This window comes from Paraburkholderia sp. NPDC080076, assembly GCF_050281145.1.
GTDB lineage: Bacteria > Pseudomonadota > Gammaproteobacteria > Burkholderiales > Burkholderiaceae > Paraburkholderia.
In genome coordinates, this window is record NZ_JBNNWQ010000004.1 from 339,896 (window position 1) to 362,398 (window position 22,503).

Below are 22,503 nucleotides of genomic sequence, written 5' to 3' on the forward strand. Positions count from 1 at the left end.
TACATTGGCGAAAGTGGTCCTCGACTAGCGTCGCTCCGAAATGGTTTCGGTCAACGTTCGCGGTGTCATAACCGTATTCGCCTTTTGCGCCAAAGGCGCTTGCTGCAGCTTGCGAAACCCCGGTAAAACCGGAATTTCTCTTTCGTTGGTAGGCTCGATTGGACTCGAACCAACGACCCCCACCATGTCAAGGTGGTGCTCTAACCAGCTGAGCTACGAGCCTGAAGAAACGAGATTATATGGAGCCCCACACTGCTTGGCAAGTACTTTTATGCACCGACTTTAAATTTCTACTCACGTCCAGCAGATACGTCGACGGGCCATGCGCGCGCCGCACACGCATCAACTCTTGCGTGAAGCGCGCACCACCCCTGTGACCTCGCCGAGCAACGTGCACGCGCGCTGAATCTGCGCCGCGCTCGACACCTCGACGGTAAATTGCATGAACGCAGCGTTACGGCGCGTCTGCGTCTTCACGCCGATCACATTCATCTTTTCGCGCGCAAACACTTCGGAAATATCGCGCAACAAACCCTGCCGATCCGTTGCGTCGATCGAAAGATCGACGGGATAAACCGACTGGCCGCGGCCGCTCATCACTTCCGCCGACCAAGCCGTTTGCAACACGCGCTCCGGCGCCCGGTCGGCCATGCGCTGGAACGTCGGACAATCGCTGCGGTGAATCGACATGCCCTTGCCGCGCGTGACAAAGCCGCAGATATCGTCGGGCGGCGCAGGCCGGCAACAGCGCGCGAGTTGCGTGAGCAACGCATCGACACCGACCACCAGCACGCCCGTGGACGCGCCGCGCGCCACGCTCGCGCCGCTGCTGCGCTTCTCGAATTGCTCCGGCGCTTCGACCACGGGTTCCGGCGGCGGCGCATCGTGCAGCGCCTGCTCGACGAGCCGCAAACTGAATTCTTCCTTGCCCACTACCGAGAAAAGATCGTCGGTAGTCTTGAAGCCGAGCTTGGCCGCAAGCTGATCGAGATTGACCGAGGTCTTGCCTTCGCGCTGCAAGGTCTTTTCGACCATCGCGCGGCCGCTCGCGATATGTTCCTGCACTTCGACCGCGTTGAACCACGCGCGCACCTTCTGCCGCGCGCGCGGACTTTGCAGATAGCCGAGTTGCGGGTTGAGCCAGTCGCGCGACGGCCCACCCTCCTTCACCGCGACGATCTCGACTGTCTGACCGTTTTGCAAAGGCGTGTTGAGCGGCACCATCGCGCCGTCGACGCGCGCGCCACGGCAACGGTGTCCCAACTCGCTGTGCAGGTGATAAGCAAAATCCACGGGCGTCGCGCCATGCGGCAACGGAATCACCCGTGCCTGCGGCGTCAACACATAGATGTGGTCGTCGTCGAGTGTGGCCTGGCGCAGTTGCTCCCACGGCTGCGCCGCGCGCTTCTCGCCATGCTCGCCCTCGGAGACTTCGTCTTTCCACGCGAGCAGTTGACGCAGCCACGCGATTTTCTCGTCGTACTTCTCGTTGGCGGCGAACTGGCCGCCGTAACCACGCGTGCCGGCTTCCTTGTAGCGCCAATGCGCAGCCACGCCGTATTCGGCGAACTGATGCATTTCCTGCGTACGGATCTGCACTTCGAACGCGCGGCCGTCGTCGCCGATCACCACCGTGTGCAGCGACTTGTAGCCATTCGGCTTCGGCCGCGAGATGTAATCGTCGAACTCTTTCGGCACCGGCTGCCACAGGTTGTGCACGATGCCGAGCACCGTGTAGCAATCCTTGATGTCCGGCACGATCACCCGAAATGCACGCACGTCGTAGAGCTCGGCGAAGTCCAGCTCCTTGCCGCGCATCTTGCGCCAGATGCTGTAGATGTGTTTCGGCCGGCCACTCACTTCCGCGCGAATATGCGCCGCGGCCAATTCCTTTTGCAAGCGTTCGATAGCCTGCGCGACATAGCTCTCGCGCTCGACGCGTTTCTCGTCGAGCAGCTTGGCAATGCGCTTATAAGTAACCGGCTCTTCGAAGCGCAGCGCGAGGTCCTCGAGCTCCCACTTCAACTGCCAGATGCCCAGACGGTTGGCGAGCGGCGCATAGATATCGAGCGTCTCGCGCGCCACGTCCGGTGAAGGCGTGATTTTCGCCGCCGCATAGTAACGCAGCGATTGCAGACGCGACGCAAGCCGGATCAGCACCACCCGAATATCCTGCGCGAAGGCGAGCAGCATCTTGCGCAGCGCCTCGACCTGCGCGCGGCGCGCGGCTTGCGCATCGCGGCCGGCCTCGGGCATGGCGTTCTGCGCGGCACGCAAGCTCACGGTGCCGAGACGCAGCAACTTGCGCACGTCGCCGACCAGTTGCGCGACTTCTTCGCCGAAGTTGTCGGCGATCACGCGCTCCGGGTCCTGCAGATGCGGCGTCAACGCAAACAACGCCGCCGCCAGTACCGCCGGCGGATCGACGTTGAGCGTGCGCATGATCGACGCCGTACCCGCCGCGTGATCCGCCAGCATTTCGCCCGACGACAGCCGCACCTCGCCCGCATGTTCGCGCACGAACGCCATCGCTTCATCGAAAGAAGGAAGGGGGTTCGGCGTGCTCGTAACAGTTTCGGTATTCATGGTGCGACGGCCCACCGGGCCAGACGATTCAACGGAATTTCAACAACACGTGCCCGCTTAGCTGCGCTGTGCAGCGACCACGCAGATTTCGACCAGGCACTTCGGATTGGCGAGCTTCGCTTCGACGGTAGCGCGCGGCGGCGTGGCGCCTTGCGCGACCCACTCGTCCCACACGGCGTTCATGTCGGCGAAATGCACCATGTCCGCGATGTAGATCTGCACCGACAGCAAATGCGACTTGTCGCTGTTCACTTCGCCCAGCAGACGGTCGATGTGGCCGAGCACTTCGCGCGTCTGACCCGTGATGTCCTGATCCGCGTCTTCGGCGATCTGGCCCGCGAGGTACACGGTGCCGTTGTGCACGGCGATTTCCGAGAGGCGCTTGCCGACGTGGTGACGAATGACTGCCATGACGAATCCTGAGTTGGTTTGAAAATTGATCGGAGATGCGTTCCGCATCGGGCCCCGTCAAGGACGCGGCGCGGAACTGTATATTATGACGCGTCGGCGGCCGGTCCGATAAAGAACTGCCTGGCGATGTCGATCTGATCGGCCGACAAAAACGCCGGCGCATGCCCAACGCCTGGGATTTCCGCACTCGACACGGCGCGCCCGGTCTCGACCATCTTCGCGACGGTTTCACGCGAGAGCAGATCGGATAGCTCGCCGCGCACCACCAGCACCGGCCCCTGGAACGACGCCAGCGAATGCCACAGCGCGGCCTCGCCGAGTTTGGACGCTTCCTCGGTGGCCGCGGTAAAGGGCTGCGCGATACGCGGGTCGTAACGGAACAGCCACTTGCCGCCCTGCTCGTGCAGAAGCGGCGTGTTGATCTCGCGCCACTCGTCCGGCGTGAGCGGGCCGAAAGTCTGTGCGAGCAAGGCCGCGTAGTCGATGCCTTGCTGCAGTGTTTCAAACTGCACCGGCTTGCCGAGATAGTCGCCGATGCGCTGCACCGCGGCCGGCTCCAGATGCGGACCGACATCGTTCAACAACATCTTGCGGATCGGCGTTTCCGGCAGACCGGCGAGCCCAAGCCCAATCAGGCCGCCCATCGACGTGCCGAACCAGTCGACTGTTTCGACATTCAGCCGCGCAATCAGCGTGACCATGTCGGCGACGTATTGCGGCACCATATACAAGTTGGGGTTGGCCAGCCACGATGACAAGCCCCGCCCCGCGACATCCGGACACACCACGCGGTAAGTGCCGGCAAATTCCTCCGCGAGGCGGTCGAAATCGCGCCCTGAGCGAGTCAAGCCGTGCACGCACAGCAGCACGCGCGGATTGGCCGGGTCGCCCCACTCGGTGTAGGCGATGCGGTGCAAGCCACCGGCGCTCGCGCACTGCACGTAGCGTTGACGCGGCGCGAGCCGCCCGGCGGTGGAAGCCGACGTGATTTCGGTCATCTGGGTTCCTTGCAAAAGCGCTGCGGATTTGGCTTGGACACAGCAGGGATCGATATGCGTCCAATCTTCAAACGATTGTAAACCGCTTTGCCGCGCGGCAAGAGTCGGCCGAAAGGCATAGGACGCATCTGAACGAAGTGCTCCGCAGAAAACAAAACGGGCGAGACTCACGCCTCGCCCGCCTCGGAACCGCCTTGCGGCCGCCTTCCGCTCACACCAGCCGGATCGGCCACACACCGGCCTCAACCAGCCTCAAACCGCTTCAGACGGCCTCATTGCACGCCATTTAACTCACCGCGCTCACATCGAGCGGCGCGCCCGTCTTCGCCTTGATTTCGTCGACGCTCACGCCAGGCGCCAATTCGGTCACCTTCAGCCCGTCGTCCGTGACGTCGATCACGCCGAGATCCGTAATGATCTGATCGACCACGCCCACGCCCGTAAGCGGCAGCGTGCATTCTTCGAGGATCTTGTGCTGGTCGCCCTTCGCGACGTGCTCCATCAGCACGACCACGCGTTTGACGCCCGCGACCAGATCCATCGCGCCGCCCATGCCCTTGATCATCTTGCCCGGGATCATCCAGTTGGCCAGATCGCCCTTCTTGCTGATCTGCATCGCGCCGAGAATCGCCAGGTTGATGTGGCCGCCGCGAATCATCGCGAACGAATCCGCCGACGAAAAAATCGACGAGCCCGGCAGCGTGGTCACCGTCTGCTTGCCGGCGTTGATGAGGTCGGCGTCCACTTCCTCTTCGGTCGGTGACGGGCCGATGCCGAGCAGGCCGTTTTCCGACTGCAGCCACACTTCGACGCCCGGCGGCACGTGATTGGCCACCAGCGTCGGCAGGCCGATGCCGAGGTTCACATAAAAGCCGTCCTGCAATTCCTTCGCCGCGCGCGCGGCCATTTCGTCACGAGTCCATGCCATGATCAGTCTCCTTTCGCGCGGACGACGCGTTGTTCGATGCGTTTTTCCGGATGCGCATTCAACACGATGCGCTGCACGAAGATGCCAGGCGTATGGATCGCGTCCGGATCGAGTTCGCCCACTTCGACAATTTCCTCGACCTCGGCCACGGTGATCTTGCCGGCCATCGCGCACATCGGGTTGAAGTTGCGCGCGGTGCGGCGATAGATCAGGTTGCCCGATTTGTCGGCCTTCCACGCCTTCACCAAAGCGACGTCGGCCGTCAGCGAGTGTTCGAGCACGTAGTGGTTTTCGCCGAACTGGCGGGTTTCCTTACCTTCGGCAATCAGCGTGCCGTAGCCGGTATTGGTGAAAAACGCCGGAATGCCCGAACCGCCCGCGCGCAGCTTCTCGGCGAGCGTGCCTTGCGGCGTGAATTCGAGTTCGAGTTCACCGGCCAGATACTGGCGCTCGAACTCCTTGTTCTCGCCGACATACGACGAGATCATCTTCTTGACCTGGCGCGTTTCGAGCAGCAGACCAAGGCCGAAGCCGTCGACGCCCGCATTGTTGCTGATGCAGGTGATGCCCTGCACCTTCGAATCGCGCAGTGCGCCGATCAGCGCCTCCGGAATGCCGCACAGCCCGAAGCCGCCGACGGCAAACGTCTGCCCGTCCTTGACGATGTCTTTCAGCGCCTCGGCGGCGCCTGGATAGACCTTGTTCATCAGTATGTCCCTTCCTTTATGGAAACCCGAATTCGGATCGTTGCGGCTGGTACGACGTTGCGCGAGCCTGAGCCCGACACGTCATTCTAGTCATCCCCGGCGGGCTGTGCGCCCAGGTTTCCCTGCGCATCGTGCAAATGCCCGCCGCGGACAGCTTCGCCGCGTTGTCATGTGCTCGAAAGAGTACGCTGGGCGCGCCATGCGGCACAATACGCAAAAATACATAAGTACTTGCCGCCAGCCCATGCCCGCACTGGATTACCAAACCGCGTTCCACCTCGCTCCGATCGGACTCGTGCTGTCGCGCGAACGGATTATCGAAGACTGCAATGACGAGCTCGCGTCGATTTTCGGCTGCACGCGCGAATCGCTGCTCGGCCAGTCGTTCCAGGTGCTGTATCCGTCGACGGACGAATTCGAGCGGATCGGCGCGCGGATTCCGCCGATCATGACGGCGCAAGGCAGCTACGCGGACGACCGCATCATGAAGCGGGCCAACGGGGAATTGTTCTGGTGCCACGTGACGGGCCGCGCGCAGGAACGCGCCGACCCGCACGCCGCGGGCGTCTGGACCTTCGAGGACTTGAGCGCGACGCGCCGCGTGGCGGTCGAACTGACGCCTCGCGAACGCGAAATCGCCGCGCAACTGGTAACGGGGAAAACCAGCAAGCAGATTGGCCGCGTGCTGGATATCAGCCCGCGCACGGTCGATGTCTACCGGGCGCGGCTGATGCGCAAATACGATACGGGGAACGCGACGGAGCTATTGCAGCGCCTGCTCGGGCATTGAAGGCGCCGCCAGGCAAGCGCGCGGGACTCGTCTATCTATCGCCGCTCAGGCCGCCTTGACCAGCGCGGCACGCTCGATGGTTTCGCGCAGCATGTCCGGCACGGGGACCGACTTGCCGGCCGCGTAATCGATCCATACGCAGCGCGCGGCGCCGCGAGCATAGACGGTGTTGGGATCGTCGGCGCGCACCAGCTCGAAACCCGTGTCGAAGCTGCTGCGGCCGGGCGTGGCCACCGTCATCCGGCCGATCACGTCGCCGGGATAATGCAGTTGCTTGAGAAACTCCATCGACGCATTGACGATCACCGGCCCTTGGCCGTCGGCGTTGCTGCCGGCCAGCCCCAGCTGTTCGAACCAGGAAATCCGCACCTGCTCCATGTAGCGGAAATAGACCGTGTTGTTCACATGGCCGAAGGCGTCCATGTCGCCCCAGCGGATCGGCATCGACATCTCGAAAACTGCGTGAAAATCGCTCATCGTACTTCTTTATCGGATTGAAACCAGGTTGAAGCCGGCGCGTGACCCGGCGTAGAGACAAACATCAACATAGCGCGCGCCTTCAGGCGCAGGAAAGGCCGGAGCGCGTAAAACAGTTTCTTCGAACAGACGCTAATCCGGCGGGCAAGACCTGAAACGCGTGCGCCGGCTGCGCCGTCTTGCGCTCAGGAGAGCCCGAATCCGTCGTCGGCGGCAATCACCGAGCCGTTGATGAACTGCGATTCGTCGGCGGCCAGCAGCAGCAGGAGTCCGTCCAGATCTTCCGGTTTGCCGACTCGGTGACGCGGCAGCATCGACACGAGCTTCTGCCCTTGCTCCGTCGACCAATGGTGGTGGTTGATCTCCGTGTCGATATAGCCCGGGCAGATCGCGTTCACGTTGATGCCGTGTTTGCCCCACTCCAGCGCCATGGCTTTCGTCATATGCACGACAGCCGCCTTGCTGATCGAATACAGGCCGATCTGCGGCAGCACGCGCAAGCCGGCCATCGACGCGATATTGATGATCCGGTACGACGGTTTCTGCGCGTTGTTGCCGCGCATGATCATGCGTTTGGCGACTTCCTGGGCGACGAAGAACGCGCCGCGCGTGTTGGTATCGAACACGTATTCGAAGTCGGCGGGGGTGACCTCCGAGAGCTTCTGCGTGGTCGACACGCCCGAATTGTTCACAAGGATGTCGATCGTGCCGGCCTCGGTTTCCGCATGGGCGACGGCCGACTTGATGCTCTGGTAGTCGGTCACGTCGAGCGAAACGACGTGCGCCGCGCCGCCGGACGCCTCGATCTCGGCGCGCAATTCCTTCAGACGCTCGGTCCGTCGGCTCGCCAGCACGACCTTGGCGCCCGCCTGCGACAACACTTGAGCAAAGCGCTTTCCCAACCCGCTCGAGGCGCCGGTGATCAGCGCGACCTTGCCTTCCAGATTGATCGAACGGCCCATTGTCGTTCCTTGTTCGGTTGTTGTTACAGATGCGGTTGACGGGTGCGGTAAGACCGTCACTACGGGTCATACCGTATCATAAAAATAGAACGATCGTGCTAATCTGTGCTCATCTGGTTGCAGTGTGGGTGTGCATCGCCCACAATACGAACCCGAAAAAAGCATTCTAACGGTAAGAGGAGCATCAATGACCCCCGCAAGTCTCATTGAGCAATACGGTCCACGCGAGTCGATGGAATACGACGTCGTGATCGTCGGCGGCGGCCCGGCTGGCCTGTCCGCGGCGATCCGCCTGAAGCAGCTGGCGGCGGAAAAAGGCGTCGAGCTTGGCGTGTGCGTACTGGAAAAAGGCTCGGAGATCGGGGCGCATATCCTGTCGGGTGCGGTGATGGATCCGCGCGCTTTGAACGAGCTGGTCCCTGACTGGAAGGAAAAAGGCGCGCCGCTGACGGTGGACGTGACCGAGGACAAATTCCTGTTCCTGACGGAAACCGGTTCGAAGAGCGTGCCGACCTGGGCGCTGCCGGACAATTTCAAGAATCACGGCAACTATGTGATCAGTCTCGCGAACGTCACGCGCTGGCTGGGTCAGCAGGCTGAAGCGCTGGGTGTCGAGATTTTCCCGGGCTTTCCTGCTGCTGAGATCCTCTACAACGATGACGGTTCGGTTAAGGGCGTCGCGACTGGCAATCTCGGTATCGGCAAGGACGGCAAGCCGACCGAGAACTTCCAGCTCGGCATGGAACTGCACGCGAAGTACACGCTGTTCTGCGAAGGCGCGCGTGGGCACCTCGGCCGCCAGCTGAACGACAAATTCAAGCTGCGCGAAGGCGCCGATCCGCAGGTCTACGGGATCGGCATCAAGGAACTGTGGGAAATCGATCCTTCGAAGCACAAGCCGGGTCTGGTGATGCACACCGCCGGCTGGCCGCTGGAAAACGACACGTACGGTGGCTCGTTCCTCTATCACATGGACAACAACCAGGTGGTGGTGGGTTTCGTGGTGGGCCTCGGCTACACGAACCCGTACCTGTCACCGTTCGAGGAATTCCAGCGCTACAAGACGCATCCGGCGATTCGTGCGGTGCTCGAAGGTGGCAAGCGTGTGTCATATGGCGCGCGGGCGATTACCGCCGGCGGCCTGATGTCGCTGCCGAAACTGGTGTTTCCGGGTGGCGCGCTGGTCGGCGACGATGCGGGCTTCCTGAACGCATCGCGGATCAAGGGTTCGCATGCGGCGATCAAGACCGGCATGCTGGCCGCTGAAGCGGCGTTCGACGCTGTGCAGGCTGGACGTCAGAACGATGAACTGACGGCGTATCCGGAGAGTTTCAAGACCTCGTGGCTGCACACCGAACTGCATCGCGCGCGCAACTTCAAGCAGTGGATGAGCAAGGGCCTGTACCTCGGCACGCTGATGGTCGGCATCGAGCAGAAGCTGCTGGGCGGCAATGTGCCGTGGACGCTGCATCACCAGCATTCAGATCACGAAATGCTGAAGCCCGCATCGCAGTGCAAGCCAATCACGTATCCGAAGCCGGATGGCAAGCTCACGTTCGACCGGTTGTCCTCGGTGTTCATCTCGAACACGAATCACGAGGAAAACCAGCCCGCTCACCTGACGCTGAAAGATCCGTCGGTGCCGGTGAATGTGAACTGGCAGACCTATGCCGGTCCGGAATCGCGTTATTGCCCGGCGGCCGTGTACGAGTTCGTCAAGAACGACGACGGCAGCGAGCGCCTCGTGATCAACGCGCAGAACTGCGTGCACTGCAAGACCTGCGATATCAAGGACCCGACGCAGAACATCGTGTGGGTCACGCCTGAAGGTGGCGGCGGTCCGAACTATCCGAACATGTGATCGATGCTTCACTTGCCTTCGCAGCGCCTGCTTCTGAATGCTCGCGCTGTGAAGGCAAAAAACTCAACGCCGCCCCACCGCTTCAATCCGCTCGCGCACCTTCGCCACGACGGGCGCCCAGTCGCCGACGCGCGGCTGTCGAACCAGTTCAACCGAGTCGTACCACGCCGTCTCCGGCGAGCCATCGCCCCAGAACCAGGCGGACACGTGATCGATCATCAAGCAGGTCGGCACGCCGAGCGCTCCCGCCAGATGCACGGGCCCGCTGTCGATCGTGACCACCATATCCAGATTCGTCAGCAACGCCGCGACATCGTCGAAGCCGAACTGAAAATGATGCGTCAGATCCACGACGTCGAGCCCCTTGGCGCGCCACTGCGCAACCGTCTCCCCGCGCCCCGGCGACAACGCAAAATAGCTCACGCCAGGTACGTTCAACAGCGGTTCGATTTGCTCGACGGGCACCGAACGCCGCATGTCGCGAACATGGTCCGGATTGCCGTTCCACACCAGCCCGACCTTGCGATTGCCTCGCTTGCCGGCCGTGTGCGCTTCGACTCGTTCGCGCCATGTCTGCTCAAGCGCTGGATCAGCGCTTAAGTACGGCGCGCCCCATCCCGTTGCGCCGAAAATCCCGAGCCGCAGCGGCAGGCTCATCAGCCCGCAGTGAAAATCCGGCTGTGTCTCCAGGCTCGTTTCGAGAGGCAAATCGGCGGGCAGCATCCGTTCGAATAAATGCCGCAAGGGTCCGTCATGGCCGAAAATCACCCGGCCGCCCTCGCGCCGCGCCCGCTCGGCCAGCAGCGACAGAAAGCGCACCGCCCAGAGGCAATCGCCATTGCCTTGCTCGCCGTAGACCACCAACGTTTTGCCCGCAAGCGATTCGCCCTGCCAATGCGCGCTGATCGCCGCGAGCGCCTGCTGCGCGTTATTCAATTCGCCCGCTGCAAACGCGATACGCGACTCGTAATGCGCCCAGCCATCGGCAAAACGTCCGCTGCGAATCTCGAGTTCCGACAGATCGAACAATGCATGGGCGTTATCCGGCGAGAGCGTCAGGACTTGCCGCAGCAACGCCTCGGCCTCGCCGAACCGCGCCTGCTCCTTGATGCACAACGCCAGCTTGTGAAGCGCCACCGGATTGCCGGGAACGACACGCACCGCTTCACGCAACAGCGCCTCGGCCGCGGCGAAGTCGTCGCGTTGCTGAACGGCCGCCGCGCGCCAGATCAGCGCGTTGGCGTCTTCGGCATCGCGCGAGAGCAGCAGGCCGGTGGCCGAGTCGACCAGCGCCCAGTCGCGCAGCACGAAGGCCGTTTGCGCAATCGTATGCAGCAGCGTGGGTTCGCAGGAAGGATCGAGTTGATAGGCGCGCACCAGTGCAGCAAGTGCCTCGCGCTGGTTCGCCTTGTCACGGCCGGCGTGTTGCAACAGCGCCTGACCGAACGCCAGGCAATCGCCGGCGGCGTCATCGGGCGCGGCGGCACGCGCACGCAGGCCCGCGAGGTGGCTCGCCGACGGCCCGGAATTGAGATCGGTCATAGAGACGGCACTGCTCACCAGAACGGGTACAGAGGCGCCTGAAACAGGCCCGTTAAGGCGCGCTCGCTGCGATCTTCGGCGTGCTGACGGCGACGTCGCCGCATTGCGCGCGATGGCGCAGCGCATGGTCGATCAGCACCAGCGCGAGCATGGATTCGGCGATCGGCGTGGCGCGAATGCCGACGCACGGGTCATGCCGTCCGAACGTTTCGACGATGACCGGTTGCCCCGCCTTATCGATCGAGCGACGCGGCGTGCGAATGCTCGACGTAGGTTTGATCGCGATCGACACCGTCACGTCCTGTCCCGTCGAAATACCGCCGAGCACACCGCCTGCGTGATTGCCGACGAAGCCCTCCGGCGTCAATTCGTCGCCATGCACCGAACCGCGCTGCGCGACGCTGGCGAAGCCCGCGCCAATCTCGACGCCCTTCACCGCGTTGATGCCCATCATGGCGTGCGCAATGTCCGCGTCGAGACGATCGAACAGCGGCTCGCCGAGGCCGACCGGCACGCCGGACGCCACAACGTTGATGCGCGCGCCGATCGAGTCGCCTTCCTTGCGCAGCGCGTCCATATACGCTTCGAGTTGCGGCACGATCTGCGCGTTGGGCGCAAAAAACGGGTTCTCGCGCACGTGCACCCAGTCGACGAACGGCACGTCGATCTCGCCGAGCGCAGCCATATAACCGCGAATCTCGGTGCCGAACTTCTCGCGCAGCCACTTCTTGGCGACCGCGCCCGCGGCCACCGTCGGCGCCGTGAGACGTGCCGATGAACGGCCGCCGCCACGATAGTCGCGGATGCCGTATTTCTGCCAGTAGGTGTAGTCGGCATGGCCCGGGCGGAACGTGTCGGCGATATTGCCGTAGTCTTTGCTGCGCTGGTCCGTGTTGCGGATCATGAGCGCGATCGGCGCGCCGGTGGTCTGACCTTCGAACACGCCCGACAGGATCTCGACCTTGTCTTCTTCCTGGCGCTGCGTGACGTGGCGCGACGTGCCGGGCTTGCGGCGGTCGAGTTCGAACTGGATGTCGGCTTCGTTGAGCGCCATGCCCGGCGGGCAGCCGTCGATCACGCAGCCGATAGCGGGGCCGTGCGATTCGCCGAAGGTCGTGACTGTGAAAAGCGTACCGAGCGTGTTGCCGGACATGGGCGTCGTCCAAAGAAATGCGGGGAAAGCAGTATTATGCCAGCCTCGTGGCGGCTGGACCGCGCCGCGCGGTCGTTTTGGCCGATCGGCCAGGGTGTGCATGCGCGGCCGCTTCCTGACGGATCACCCGGCTTGTCAGGACATACGCTGTGTCGGGTAGGAATAGTCGCCCAAGACGCTTGCGTCGCCTGTTGCCTGGTCAGTCACGCAGCTGGCGGGGGCGCAAAACATCGCAAGGCGGGAACTTCCGCGCCGATATTGCGCACCGCCTGCCCTAGCCGCGCGGTCATGCCGCCACCTTTCGCAAGCTCTCTCTGCCCGTGCGGTCACGTTTTCGGTTCCCGTGGTGCCGCTACCGAGCTTCAGCACCCCGCCCGCGCTACTTCCGCGCCCCGCGCAACTCGGTGACGATCTCCTGCAGCTTTTCAGGCGTCGCCAACGCCGGCTCGATCGGCTCCCCTACCGCGAGCGTCAGACGGCTCATGACGCCCTTATGAATCGGCCGCGGCCAGCGCGCGTCGTTGGCGCGCGAAAATACGCTGCCCCACAGGCCGCGCAGCGCCATCGGAATGACCGGCGCCGGCGTGCGCCGGATGATCTCGGTCACGCCGTGACGGAACGGATTCATGTCGCCGGTTCGGGTGAGCTTGCCTTCCGGAAAGATGCAGACCAGTTCGCCCTCGGCAAGCGCCTGCGCGCAGCGCTCATAGGCGCGCGTCAGCATCTGCGCATCCTGATGCGCCGGCGCGATCGGAATCGCCTTCGCGTGACGGAACACCCAGCCGGCGAACGGCGTCTTGAAGATCTGGTGGTCCATCACGAAACGGATCGGCCGCGGGCTCTCGGCCATGATGACGATCGCGTCCACGAAACTCACGTGGTTGCACACGAGCACGGCCGCGCCCTCTTCCGGAATCCGCTCGGCATGCACGAGGCGAATCCGGTAGAACGTGTGCACCAGCACCCAGGCGATAAAGCGCAGCAGAAATTCCGGCACGAGCGAGTAGATGTAGGTCGCCACGACGATATTGAGCAGCGCGGTGACGAGGAAAATCGCCGGAATGCTGAAGCCCGCCGAGGTCAGGGCGACGGCCATCAGCGACGAAACGATCATGAACAGCGAGTTCAGAATATTGTTCGCCGCGATGATCCGCGCACGGTGGCTCGGCTGGCTGCGGCTCTGGATCAGCGCATACAACGGCACGCTGTAGAGGCCGCCGAACATGGCGAGCAGGAACAGATCGGCCAGCACGCGCCAGTGGGCTGGCCGCACGATGAACTCGCCGACGCTCAGCAGATGCCCCGGCAGCGGCAGCGCGTGGCTCGCGAAAAACAGATCGATCGCGAACACGCTCATGCCGATCGAGCCGAGCGGCACGAGGCCGATTTCGATGCGCCGCTTCGAGAGCTTTTCGCACATCAGCGAGCCAAGGCCGATGCCGATCGAGAAGGTGCCGAGCAGGACGGTCACGACGTCCGGATCGGCGGACAGCACATTTTTCGCGAAGCTGAAAAACGACGACAGGAAGATCGCGCCGACGAACCACAGCCAGGAAATGCCGAGCAGACTCAGAAACACGGTGCGGTTTTCGTGCGCCAGCTTGAGGTTGCGCCACGTTTCGCTGACCGGATTCCAGTTGATCCGCAGATCGGCCTGCGGCGCCGGCGTGAGCGGCACGAAGCTCGACACCGCGCGCCCTACAACCGCGATCGCGACGCACGCGCAGGCGAGCACCACTGCGCCGTGTTCGACGAAACCAGCGCCCACGCCGCCGACAATCGTGCCGATCAGGATCGCCACGAAGGTGCCCATTTCGACCATGCCGTTACCGCCGACCAGTTCCGCCTTCGACAGATGCTGCGGCAGGTACGAGTATTTGACCGGTCCGAACACGGTGGAATGGACGCCCATCAGAAACGTGCACAGGTACAAAAGCGGTGCGCTATGCAGCCAGAAACCCGCGCCGCCGATCAGCATCACCACGATTTCGAAGCTCTTGACGAAGCGCGTGAGCATCGCCTTGTCGTACTTGTCGGCGATCTGGCCTGAGGTAGCCGACAGCAGCACGAACGGCAGAATGAAGATGGCCGAGATCAGGAACGCTGCCGTTTTCGGATCGACTCCGGAAAAGCGCGCCGCCTGATACGTGACGAGCGACGTGAAGCCGATCTTGAACACGTTGTCGTTCATCGCGCCGAGGAACTGGGTCCAGAAAAACGGCGCGAAGCGACGCTGGCCGAGCAGCCGGAACTGGGATTCGTGCGCTTCTTGTTGACGGGCGGCGCGGCGGGCGGCAGGTAACGGACGATCGCTCATGAAGTTCCGTGAACAGGCTAGAAGAACGACAAAGAAGTAAGCTCCATGCGCGGTGTCGCGCGCGGGCGTGTCAGCGGGCGGCACGCGGCGCCGGACTGCAAAGCGATCACGCGAGTTCGCACCGGCCTTGGCATCAAGCCAGCCCAAGGACCGGATACAAAGCAGGACATGAGGCCAAACCCAGCGCCGGACACAAAAAAAGCGCACGCTTTCGCGCGCGCCTTGACTGCCTCTTCGCGCTCACAGCAACGGCTAGCGCGTCGCAGTGAATCGCCGCGCATTAACGCGCCGGCTGCTGGTCCTGCTGTTCTTCCGGCCAGTCGCGGATATATGCCTTGAGCATGCGGTTTTCGAAACCCTGCTCTTCGACCACCGCCTTGGCGACGTCGTAGAACGAGATCACACCCATCAGCGTGCGGCTTTCCATCACCGGGAGATAACGCACGTGATGTTCGAGCATCATGCGGCGGACTTCGTTGACATCCGTTTCCGGCGTGCAGGTGAGCGGATGGTCGTCCATGACCTTGCGGATCGTGGAGGTGCCGACGCTGCCGCCGTTCTCGCTCAGCGTCAGAATGATTTCGCGGAACGTCAGCATACCGACGAGGTCGCCATATTCCATCACCACCAGCGAGCCGATGTCGTGCTCGGCCATGGCATTGACTGCGTCGTGCAGCGTGGTATCCGGCGTGACCGTGAATAGGGTGTTGCCTTTGACTTTGAGGATGTCGCTGACTCGCATGATTTGTCTCCCGTAATGCCCGCTAAGCTGGTAATGCATCGATGTTTTTCGATCCTAGCGGAAAGACCCATAAAAGGAAAGCGGCCCGCCCACCAAGGCGCAGCGGGCGTTCGCAGGTTCGAACCCGTAATTCCGAGCGTACGCGCATCGGGAAAACCGCGCTTGAAGCGCCGCATGCCGGTGATAGGATGGCCGCCACTTTCACCTTTCGCGAGGCCGTCCGTGGCCCCGCCGCCCAGCATGTCCGCGAACCGTTTCGACACGCTTGCGCTGCACGCCGGCGCTGCTCCCGACCCGACAACCGGCGCGCGCGCCACGCCGATTTACCAGACTACCTCGTTTTCGTTCCGCGACTCGGACCACGCCGCGGCGCTCTTCAATATGGAGCGCGCCGGTCACGTCTATTCACGCATCTCGAACCCGACCGTGGCCGTGTTCGAGGAACGCGTCGCCGCGCTGGAAAACGGCGCGGGCGCGATCGGCACGGCGAGCGGCCAGGCGGCCTTGCATCTGGCCATCGCCACGCTAATGGGCGCGGGCTCGCATATCGTTGCCTCCAGCGCACTGTACGGCGGCTCGCACAATCTGCTGCACTACACCTTGCGGCGCTTCGGTATCGAGACGACCTTCGTCAAGCCCGGCGACCTCGACGCGTGGCGCGCCGCGCTGCGCCCGAACACGCGGCTGCTGTTCGGCGAGACGCTCGGCAATCCGGGCCTCGACGTGCTCGATATCGCCGCCGTGGCGCAGATCGCGCATGAGTACCGTGTGCCTCTGCTAGTCGACTCGACCTTCACCACGCCTTATCTGCTCAAACCGTTCGAACACGGCGCGGACTTCGTCTATCACTCGGCCACCAAATTTCTCGGCGGCCACGGCACGACGATCGGCGGCGTGCTGGTGGACGGCGGCACCTTCGACTTCGAAGCCTCCGGGCGCTTCCCCGAATTCACCGAGCCCTACGACGGCTTTCACGGCATGGTGTTCAGCGAGGAAAGCACCGTCGCGCCGTTCCTCCTGCGAGCGCGCCGCGAAGGCCTGCGCGACTTCGGCGCATGCCTGCATCCGCAGGCCGCGTGGCAACTGCTGCAAGGCATCGAGACGCTGCCTTTGCGGATGGAGCGGCACGTCGCCAATACGCGCCGCGTGGTCGAATTTCTCGCCGGTCACGCGGCGGTCGAATCCGTCGCCTACCCGGAGTTGCCGACGCACCCGGACCACGCGCTCGCGAAACGCTTGCTGCCGCGCGGCGCCGGCGCGGTGTTCAGCTTCGATCTGCGCGGCGACCGCGCCGCCGGACGCAGCTTCATCGAAGCGCTCGCGCTGTTCTCGCATCTCGCGAACGTGGGCGACGCGCGCTCGCTGGTGATTCATCCCGCATCGACCACGCACTTTCGCATGGACGCCGCCGCACTCGCCGCGGCCGGCATTGCGGAAGGCACGATCCGCCTCTCGATCGGCCTCGAAGATCCCGACGATCTGATCGACGACCTCAAGCGCGCGCTGAAGGCCGCGCAGAAAGCGAGCGGTTCGGGCGCGCCGCGCGGCGGCGCACCCGGTGTATCCGGTGCATCCGGCACGGCTGCCCAACCTCGCCCGGAGTCCGCATGATCCTCACTGTTCAAGGCAAACCCGCCTACGCCTACACCGGCGGCAAACTGTTCGATGCGAGCCTGCCGACCGCTGTCTTCATCCACGGCGCCGAGCACGATCACAGCGTGTGGGCGCTGCAAACCCGCTACTTCGCGCATCACGGCTTTAGCGTGCTGGCCGTGGATCTGCCCGGCCACTGCCGCAGCGCGGGCCCCGCTCTGACCACGGTGCCCGCCATGGCCGACTGGCTCGCCGCGCTGCTCGACGCCGCCGGCGTGCAACGCGCTTTCGTGGCCGGCCACAGCATGGGCTCGCTGATCGCGCTTGACTTCGCCGGCCGCTATCCGGAGCGGGCAACCCACCTCGCCCTGCTCGCCACGGCGATTCCGATGGCCGTCTCCGACGCCTTGCTCGACGCCGCCTTGCACCGTGAGCCCGAAGCGATCGGCATGGTCAACGAGTGGTCGCATTCGACCTTCGCAGCCAAACCCTCCTGCCCCGGCCCCGGCTTCTGGCTGCACGGCATGAACCAGCGCTTGATGGAGCGTGTGTCGGCAAGCGGCGAGCCGAACCTGTTCCACACCGACTTCGCCGCCTGCAACAGCTACGCGGACGGCCTCACCCGCGCTGCGCAGGTGCGCTGTGCGGCACGCCTGATCGTCGGCCGGCGCGATGCGATGACACCGCCGCGCGCGGCCAAAGCGCTTGCTGGCGCCTTGGCGCAAGCCGGTGTGCCGGTCGACACGGTCACGCTCGAAGCAGGCCACGCGCTCATGACCGAGCAACCGGACGCCACGCTCGACGCCCTCTTCAGCTTCGCTTCCGGTGCGCCTCGCGAGATCCGATAAACGTTGCGAGTCGTCACGATAGCCGCGTGAGAAGCGGCGCGCCATCGGCCGAACGGCCAGGTTGCGCGCGTCGCCCGATAGCCGCACAATGGATCAAGCCTGTCCTGCTTCGAGCGCGTGTGTCTGGCCTGTTGGCGCGCACGCTGAAGCATCGAGAAGCGTCGCAATCGGAGGCCGTGATGGCTCAAACCGCGCACACCGATCACTTCGCGAGTTTCGCGGAGTTCTATCCGTACTACCTGAGCGAGCATCGCAACACGGTCTCGCGGCGGCTGCATTTCGTGGGATCGCTCGGCGTGATCGGCTGTCTCGCCATGGCGCTCGCCACCGGCGACTGGCTATGGCTGCCCGCTGCCGTGATCTGCGGATACGGCTTTGCCTGGGTCGGGCATTTCTTCTTCGAGAAGAACCGGCCGGCTACCTTCCGGCATCCGCTTTATAGCCTGATGGGCGACTGGGTGATGTTCAAAGACATCTGCGTCGGGAAGATTTCGTTGTAGCGATGCGGTAGCTTCAGCGCCGACCAGTGCGCACTCCGCGCGGCTCAAGCCGCCTGATGCGGCATGGAAGGCGTACCGGATTCGCTCTGCTCGGCACGCGCCCCACGAGCGGCCGCGCGCGCCGTCAGCAACGCGGCGAGTGTGACTTTCAGCTTGTCGTTTTCCAGCGCCGCCAGCAACATCTGCCCATCCACGCGGGTGGACGCCAGTTGGAGCTGATACTCGAGTTCCGCGCGGTCGATCACGAACAGCGCGAACAGGCGCTCCACCGTGATTTGCGCCGGATTCGCCAGCAGGAGGAAATGCGGACGCATGCCATCCTCCTGCAAGCGCGCGATCCACTCGATCTCTTCGAGCTTTTGCAGCAGGTTGATCGTGGTGTCCATATCGCGACGAAGCATCCGCGAAAGTTCGGGTACGGTATAGCCGCGCTTGCCTGCTTCACGCGCTTCCGAGAGCCGTGCGAGCAGTTCGAGCGAGTCGAACAGATTGCTGCCCTCGAAAGTGGGCCGGTGAAACTGGCCGATACGAATGGCCGGCAACGCGGACGCGATCATCGCGCCCGCGAGCGTAATGAACCAGCACAGGTACATCCACACCAGGAACAGCGGCACGGCCGCGAATGCGCCGTACACCGCGGTGTAGGTCGGAATGCGCCGTACGTAGTACCCGAAGCCGCGCTTCGCCAGTTCGAAGGCGATCGCCGCGGTCACGCCGCCAATCACCGCGTCGCGCCACTCCACCCGGCAATTCGGCAGGTAGACGTAGAGAATCGTGAAGGCGAGCGCCGTGAGCGGCAGCGCGGCGCCGGTGAGCGCCCACTCGATGACCGGCGTCATGCGTTGCGCCGCCGTGAAGGTCATGGATTGCGTGAACAGGTACGATGAAATCGACAAACTCACGCCGATCAGAATCGGCCCGAGCGTGATGATCGCCCAATACACCAGAATGCGCTGCGCGATCGGCCGCGCCTTGCGCACGCGCCAGATCACGTTAAAGGCGGACTCGACCGTCATCATCGTCATCACGGCGGTGACGAACAGAAAAATCATACCGATGGTCGTGAGGCCCTTCGCCTTCGAAGCAAACTGGTTCAGATAGTTGAAGATCTGACTGTTGAGCTGCGCGGGCATCAGATGGTCGGCAAGAAAAATCTGCAGCGACATCTGGAACGAAGCAAAGATCGGAAACGCGGTGAACAGCGCGAACGCGACTGTGGCGAGCGGCACGAGCGAGAGCATGGTGGTGAACGTGAGGCTGCCGGCCACCTGCGGAATGCGGTCTTCGCTGCTGCGCTGCGCGGCAAATTGCGCGAGCCGTTTGAGCGTGTCGAGATCGAAACGCACCCTGGACAACAAACCCCACCTCCTTGCTTCGTGTACCGGTGTTTCAGGACCGCGCGCGAGACCTGGCCGAACGGCTATGGGTGGCCTGTGGAGCGGACCCAGCCCCTATAATACCCGTTCACCGATGAGGCCTATGAAAGACATTCTCGTGCTCTATTACAGCCGTCACGGCGCCACGCGCGAGCTCGCGCTGGCGATCGCGCACGGCGTCGACAGCGTCCCCGGCATGCAGGCGCGCGTGCGTACCGTGCCGGCGGTGTCCACCGTCTGCGAAGCGACCCAGCCCGATATTCCCGCCGAGGGCCCGCCCTACGTCGAACTGCGCGACCTCGAGGAATGCGCCGGTCTGGCGCTCGGTTCGCCTACCCGCTTCGGCAACATGGCCGCGTCGCTCAAATACTTTCTCGACGGCACCACGCCGCAGTGGCTTTCCGGCGCGCTCTCCGGCAAACCCGCTTGCGTGTTCACGTCCACCGGCAGTTTGCACGGCGGCCAGGAATCGACGCTGCTTTCCATGATGCTGCCGCTTCTGCATCACGGCATGCTGATCGTCGGCATTCCGTACACGGAGAGCGCGCTGAGCACCACGCAAACCGGTGGCACTCCGTACGGCGCGTCGCATTTCGCGCGCGCGGGCAGCGCCGAACAAGGCATTTCGGCGGACGAGAAGACGCTCGCCATCGCGCTCGGTGCACGCGTCGCGCGCACGGCGGCATCCATGAGCGATAGGCCGTGAGCGAGCCGCACGCCCAACCGGCCGCCGCGTCTGACGCCGATACCACAACGCAGGCGCCCGTGACCACCACCGCCATGCCCGTGCCGCGAAATCGCGCTGCCGCGTTCGGCGCCACCACTGCCCTGGTGACGCTGATCGCCCTGTCCGTCGCGTGGGAATGGTGGCTCGCGCCGCTGCGTCCCGGCGGTTCGTCGCTCGTGCTCAAGGCTGTGCCGCTGCTGCTCGCGCTGCCCGGCGTCTGGCGGCGCCAGCTTTATACGCTGCAATGGGCGTCGATGCTGATCCTGCTGTATTTTGCCGAAGGCATTGTGCGCGGCTGGAGCGACCGCGGGCTGAGCGCCGGTCTCGGCTGGCTGGAAGCCGCACTCTCCGTGGTCTTTTTCGTCTGCACGCTGGCCTACGTCGCGCCGTTCAAACGCGCGGCGAAGCGGTCTGCAAAACAGGCCGCCAACCAGCCCGCAAAGCGGCCCAACACCACCGGCTGACGAAAACGCCGCGCCTCACCTGACATTTCCGCCCGAATACGCTGACCGACCAACATGACCCAAACCGCTTTCCTCACCGCCTGCCGCGTCGCCATCGGCGCCGCGCAGGTGCTGACCGCTCCGCACGACACCGCCCCGTACCTGACCGACTGGCGCCGCCGCTACACCGGCGCGGCGTGCGCGGTGCTCTGCCCGGCCACGCCTGACGAAGTCGCGGCGCTCGTGAAGCTCGCCGTCGAACATCGCATCGCGCTGGTTCCGCAAGGCGGCAACACGGGACTCGCCGGCGGCGCCACGCCGGACGCAAGCGGCGCGCAGGCGGTCATCAGCTTGCGGCGTCTGAACCGGGTGCGCGACATCGATCCGCACAACAATACGATCACGGTCGAAGCCGGCGTCATGCTCGCCGAAGTGCAGAAGCACGCCGACGAGGCCGGCCGCCTCTTTCCCTTGAGCCTCGCCGCCGAAGGCAGCTGCACGATCGGCGGCAATCTCGCCACCAACGCGGGCGGCACCGGCGTGCTCCGCTACGGCAATGCGCGCGAGTTGTGCCTCGGCCTCGAAGTGGTCACGCCGCAAGGCGAACTGTGGGACGGCCTGCGCGGACTGCGCAAGGACAATACCGGCTACGATCTGCGCGACCTGTTCATCGGCGCGGAAGGCACGCTCGGCATCATTACCGCGGCCGTGCTCAAGTTGCATCCGCAACCGGCTGCGCGCGTCACGGCGCTCGCCGCGCTCGCTTCGCCGTACGCCGCGCTCGACTTTTTGTCGCTCACACAGCGCATCGCCGGGCCGCTCCTGACCGGCTTCGAATTGATGTCGGACTTCTGCCTGCGCCTCGTCGGCCGACATTTCGAGCAGATGCGCTATCCGTTCGCCGAGCCGCACGCGCAAGTCGTGCTGCTCGAACTGTCGGACAGCGAAAGCGAGGAGCACGCACGCGGCCTGTTCGAGCGTCTGATGGAAACGGCGCTCGAAGACGGTCTGGTGCAAGACGCGGTGGTCGCGGAAAATCTCAGCCAGTCGCGCGCGTTCTGGAATCTGCGCGAACACATTCCGCTCGCCCAGGCCGAGGAAGGCCTGAACATCAAGCACGATATCGCGGTGCCGATCTCGCGCATCGGCCACTTCATCGAGGAAACCGACGCGGCGATCGCGCAGGCCGTGCCCGGCGCGCGCATGGTGACGTTCGGCCATCTCGGCGACGGCAATCTGCATTACAACGTGCAGGCGCCCGAGGGCGGCGACGCTAAAACGTTCCTCGAGCAATACCAGAGCCCGATCAACCAGATCGTCTACGACAGCGTGCACCGGCATCGCGGCAGCATCAGCGCGGAACACGGGCTCGGCCAGTTGAAGATCGACGAGGCGATGCACTACAAGCAGGACGTCGAAGTGCAATTGATGCGCGCCGTCAAACGCGCGCTCGATCCGCTGAATCTGATGAATCCTGGCAAGGTGCTACGCTAGAGTCTGATGCTCCGCGCTCCCTTGCGGAGCCACTTGCAGGAGTCGTGG

Annotated in this window: 20 protein-coding genes and 1 tRNA gene; 8 read left to right on the forward strand and 13 right to left on the reverse strand. The window is 63.9% G+C overall.

Features of this window, described 5'->3' with window-relative positions; genetic code table 11:
* Positions 1 to 146 precede the first annotated feature (146 nt).
* The 6 genes from ACQKRQ_RS18550 to ACQKRQ_RS18575 all read right to left on the reverse strand — a co-directional run bounded on the left by ACQKRQ_RS18550 (position 147) and on the right by ACQKRQ_RS18575 (position 5,630).
* Positions 147 to 223 (reverse strand) — tRNA-Val (locus ACQKRQ_RS18550).
* A 119-nt stretch (positions 224 to 342) separates the two neighbouring features.
* The gene (locus ACQKRQ_RS18555) at positions 343 to 2,586 is read right to left on the reverse strand and encodes a RelA/SpoT family protein (RefSeq protein WP_132373697.1); all 2,244 of its coding nucleotides are present in this window, start codon (positions 2,584 to 2,586) and stop codon (positions 343 to 345) included.
* A 57-nt stretch (positions 2,587 to 2,643) separates the two neighbouring features.
* Positions 2,644 to 2,997 (reverse strand): RidA family protein, encoded by a 354-nt coding sequence (locus tag ACQKRQ_RS18560; protein WP_132373696.1) that lies wholly within the window; start codon positions 2,995 to 2,997, stop codon positions 2,644 to 2,646.
* Positions 2,998 to 3,080: 83 nt separating this feature from the next.
* Positions 3,081 to 3,995: an alpha/beta fold hydrolase gene (locus ACQKRQ_RS18565; protein WP_132373695.1), complete on the reverse strand. Its 915-nt coding sequence runs from the start codon at positions 3,993 to 3,995 to the stop codon at positions 3,081 to 3,083.
* Positions 3,996 to 4,281: 286 nt separating this feature from the next.
* Positions 4,282 to 4,923 (reverse strand): CoA transferase subunit B, encoded by a 642-nt coding sequence (locus tag ACQKRQ_RS18570; protein WP_132373694.1) that lies wholly within the window; start codon positions 4,921 to 4,923, stop codon positions 4,282 to 4,284.
* Between the two features lie 2 nt (positions 4,924 to 4,925).
* Complete coding sequence (locus tag ACQKRQ_RS18575) at positions 4,926 to 5,630, reverse strand: CoA transferase subunit A (protein WP_028200192.1); 705 nt, start codon at positions 5,628 to 5,630, stop codon at positions 4,926 to 4,928.
* A 244-nt stretch (positions 5,631 to 5,874) separates the two neighbouring features.
* Between ACQKRQ_RS18575 and ACQKRQ_RS18580 the strand changes: the two genes are divergently transcribed.
* Positions 5,875 to 6,420, forward strand: a complete 546-nt coding sequence (locus tag ACQKRQ_RS18580; RefSeq protein WP_132373693.1) for a LuxR C-terminal-related transcriptional regulator — start codon at positions 5,875 to 5,877, stop codon at positions 6,418 to 6,420.
* A gap of 45 nt (positions 6,421 to 6,465) precedes the next feature.
* Here ACQKRQ_RS18580 and ACQKRQ_RS18585 read toward each other — a convergent pair whose 3' ends face one another.
* Complete coding sequence (locus tag ACQKRQ_RS18585; RefSeq protein WP_132373692.1) at positions 6,466 to 6,897, reverse strand: acyl-CoA thioesterase; 432 nt, start codon at positions 6,895 to 6,897, stop codon at positions 6,466 to 6,468.
* Between the two features lie 185 nt (positions 6,898 to 7,082).
* On the reverse strand, positions 7,083 to 7,859 hold the full coding sequence (locus ACQKRQ_RS18590) for an SDR family oxidoreductase (protein ID WP_132373691.1): 777 nt from the start codon (positions 7,857 to 7,859) through the stop codon (positions 7,083 to 7,085).
* Positions 7,860 to 8,046: 187 nt separating this feature from the next.
* Here ACQKRQ_RS18590 and ACQKRQ_RS18595 point away from each other — a divergent pair, with 187 nt between their 5' ends.
* Positions 8,047 to 9,720, forward strand: coding sequence for an electron transfer flavoprotein-ubiquinone oxidoreductase (locus tag ACQKRQ_RS18595; RefSeq protein WP_427478673.1), 1,674 nt, complete (start codon positions 8,047 to 8,049; stop codon positions 9,718 to 9,720).
* 63 nt (positions 9,721 to 9,783) lie between these two features.
* Here ACQKRQ_RS18595 and ACQKRQ_RS18600 read toward each other — a convergent pair whose 3' ends face one another.
* From ACQKRQ_RS18600 to ACQKRQ_RS18615, 4 genes are all read right to left on the reverse strand, one after another.
* The gene (locus ACQKRQ_RS18600) at positions 9,784 to 11,262 is read right to left on the reverse strand and encodes a tetratricopeptide repeat protein (protein ID WP_427478674.1); all 1,479 of its coding nucleotides are present in this window, start codon (positions 11,260 to 11,262) and stop codon (positions 9,784 to 9,786) included.
* A gap of 52 nt (positions 11,263 to 11,314) precedes the next feature.
* Complete coding sequence (gene aroC / locus ACQKRQ_RS18605; RefSeq protein WP_427478675.1) at positions 11,315 to 12,415, reverse strand: chorismate synthase; 1,101 nt, start codon at positions 12,413 to 12,415, stop codon at positions 11,315 to 11,317.
* A gap of 379 nt (positions 12,416 to 12,794) precedes the next feature.
* Entirely contained in the window at positions 12,795 to 14,732 is a 1,938-nt protein-coding gene (locus tag ACQKRQ_RS18610) for an MFS transporter (RefSeq protein ID WP_427478676.1), read from the reverse strand.
* A 280-nt stretch (positions 14,733 to 15,012) separates the two neighbouring features.
* A complete protein-coding gene (locus ACQKRQ_RS18615; protein ID WP_132373686.1) occupies positions 15,013 to 15,474 on the reverse strand; it encodes a CBS domain-containing protein in 462 nt (153 codons plus the stop codon).
* A gap of 240 nt (positions 15,475 to 15,714) precedes the next feature.
* Between ACQKRQ_RS18615 and ACQKRQ_RS18620 the strand changes: the two genes are divergently transcribed.
* From ACQKRQ_RS18620 to ACQKRQ_RS18630, 3 genes are all read left to right on the forward strand, one after another.
* Positions 15,715 to 17,085, forward strand: a complete 1,371-nt coding sequence (locus tag ACQKRQ_RS18620; protein WP_427478677.1) for an O-acetylhomoserine aminocarboxypropyltransferase — start codon at positions 15,715 to 15,717, stop codon at positions 17,083 to 17,085.
* On the forward strand, positions 17,082 to 17,915 hold the full coding sequence (locus ACQKRQ_RS18625; protein ID WP_427478678.1) for an alpha/beta fold hydrolase: 834 nt from the start codon (positions 17,082 to 17,084) through the stop codon (positions 17,913 to 17,915). The genes ACQKRQ_RS18620 and ACQKRQ_RS18625 overlap by 4 nt, the downstream gene beginning before the upstream one ends.
* A gap of 179 nt (positions 17,916 to 18,094) precedes the next feature.
* Entirely contained in the window at positions 18,095 to 18,415 is a 321-nt protein-coding gene (locus ACQKRQ_RS18630) for an Mpo1-like protein (RefSeq protein WP_012433756.1), read from the forward strand.
* 44 nt (positions 18,416 to 18,459) lie between these two features.
* Here the strand turns inward: ACQKRQ_RS18630 and ACQKRQ_RS18635 are convergent, their stop codons facing one another.
* A complete protein-coding gene (locus ACQKRQ_RS18635; protein WP_207915612.1) occupies positions 18,460 to 19,773 on the reverse strand; it encodes a YihY family inner membrane protein in 1,314 nt (437 codons plus the stop codon).
* Between the two features lie 121 nt (positions 19,774 to 19,894).
* Here ACQKRQ_RS18635 and wrbA point away from each other — a divergent pair, with 121 nt between their 5' ends.
* The 3 genes from wrbA (at position 19,895) to ACQKRQ_RS18650 (ending at position 22,455) form a co-directional block, all read left to right on the forward strand.
* Positions 19,895 to 20,497 carry an NAD(P)H:quinone oxidoreductase gene (wrbA, locus tag ACQKRQ_RS18640; RefSeq protein WP_427478679.1) on the forward strand — a complete coding sequence of 201 codons (603 nt, stop codon included), beginning with the start codon at positions 19,895 to 19,897 and terminating at the stop codon, positions 20,495 to 20,497.
* 74 nt (positions 20,498 to 20,571) lie between these two features.
* Positions 20,572 to 20,982 (forward strand): DUF2069 domain-containing protein, encoded by a 411-nt coding sequence (locus tag ACQKRQ_RS18645; RefSeq protein ID WP_427479256.1) that lies wholly within the window; start codon positions 20,572 to 20,574, stop codon positions 20,980 to 20,982.
* A 54-nt stretch (positions 20,983 to 21,036) separates the two neighbouring features.
* Positions 21,037 to 22,455 (forward strand): FAD-binding oxidoreductase, encoded by a 1,419-nt coding sequence (locus ACQKRQ_RS18650; RefSeq protein WP_427478680.1) that lies wholly within the window; start codon positions 21,037 to 21,039, stop codon positions 22,453 to 22,455.
* Positions 22,456 to 22,503 lie beyond the last annotated feature (48 nt).

Excerpts from the sequence above, each read along its gene's own strand:
- ACQKRQ_RS18560 (WP_132373696.1), bottom strand. The coding sequence starts at position 2,997 with ATGGCAGTCATTCGTCACCACGTCGGCAAGCGCCTCTCGGAAATCGCC.
- ACQKRQ_RS18610 (WP_427478676.1), bottom strand. The coding sequence starts at position 14,732 with ATGAGCGATCGTCCGTTACCTGCCGCCCGCCGCGCCGCCCGTCAACAA.
- aroC (WP_427478675.1), bottom strand. The coding sequence starts at position 12,415 with ATGTCCGGCAACACGCTCGGTACGCTTTTCACAGTCACGACCTTCGGC.
- ACQKRQ_RS18590 (WP_132373691.1), bottom strand. The coding sequence starts at position 7,859 with ATGGGCCGTTCGATCAATCTGGAAGGCAAGGTCGCGCTGATCACCGGC.
- ACQKRQ_RS18615 (WP_132373686.1), bottom strand. The coding sequence starts at position 15,474 with ATGCGAGTCAGCGACATCCTCAAAGTCAAAGGCAACACCCTATTCACG.
- ACQKRQ_RS18645 (WP_427479256.1), top strand. The coding sequence starts at position 20,572 with ATGCCCGTGCCGCGAAATCGCGCTGCCGCGTTCGGCGCCACCACTGCC.
- ACQKRQ_RS18570 (WP_132373694.1), bottom strand. The coding sequence starts at position 4,923 with ATGGCATGGACTCGTGACGAAATGGCCGCGCGCGCGGCGAAGGAATTG.
- ACQKRQ_RS18565 (WP_132373695.1), bottom strand. The coding sequence starts at position 3,995 with ATGACCGAAATCACGTCGGCTTCCACCGCCGGGCGGCTCGCGCCGCGT.
- ACQKRQ_RS18630 (WP_012433756.1), top strand. The coding sequence starts at position 18,095 with ATGGCTCAAACCGCGCACACCGATCACTTCGCGAGTTTCGCGGAGTTC.
- ACQKRQ_RS18555 (WP_132373697.1), bottom strand. The coding sequence starts at position 2,586 with ATGAATACCGAAACTGTTACGAGCACGCCGAACCCCCTTCCTTCTTTC.
- ACQKRQ_RS18595 (WP_427478673.1), top strand. The coding sequence starts at position 8,047 with ATGACCCCCGCAAGTCTCATTGAGCAATACGGTCCACGCGAGTCGATG.
- ACQKRQ_RS18625 (WP_427478678.1), top strand. The coding sequence starts at position 17,082 with ATGATCCTCACTGTTCAAGGCAAACCCGCCTACGCCTACACCGGCGGC.
- ACQKRQ_RS18600 (WP_427478674.1), bottom strand. The coding sequence starts at position 11,262 with ATGACCGATCTCAATTCCGGGCCGTCGGCGAGCCACCTCGCGGGCCTG.
- ACQKRQ_RS18575 (WP_028200192.1), bottom strand. The coding sequence starts at position 5,630 with ATGAACAAGGTCTATCCAGGCGCCGCCGAGGCGCTGAAAGACATCGTC.
- ACQKRQ_RS18580 (WP_132373693.1), top strand. The coding sequence starts at position 5,875 with ATGCCCGCACTGGATTACCAAACCGCGTTCCACCTCGCTCCGATCGGA.
- ACQKRQ_RS18620 (WP_427478677.1), top strand. The coding sequence starts at position 15,715 with ATGTCCGCGAACCGTTTCGACACGCTTGCGCTGCACGCCGGCGCTGCT.
- ACQKRQ_RS18650 (WP_427478680.1), top strand. The coding sequence starts at position 21,037 with ATGACCCAAACCGCTTTCCTCACCGCCTGCCGCGTCGCCATCGGCGCC.
- ACQKRQ_RS18585 (WP_132373692.1), bottom strand. The coding sequence starts at position 6,897 with ATGAGCGATTTTCACGCAGTTTTCGAGATGTCGATGCCGATCCGCTGG.
- wrbA (WP_427478679.1), top strand. The coding sequence starts at position 19,895 with ATGAAAGACATTCTCGTGCTCTATTACAGCCGTCACGGCGCCACGCGC.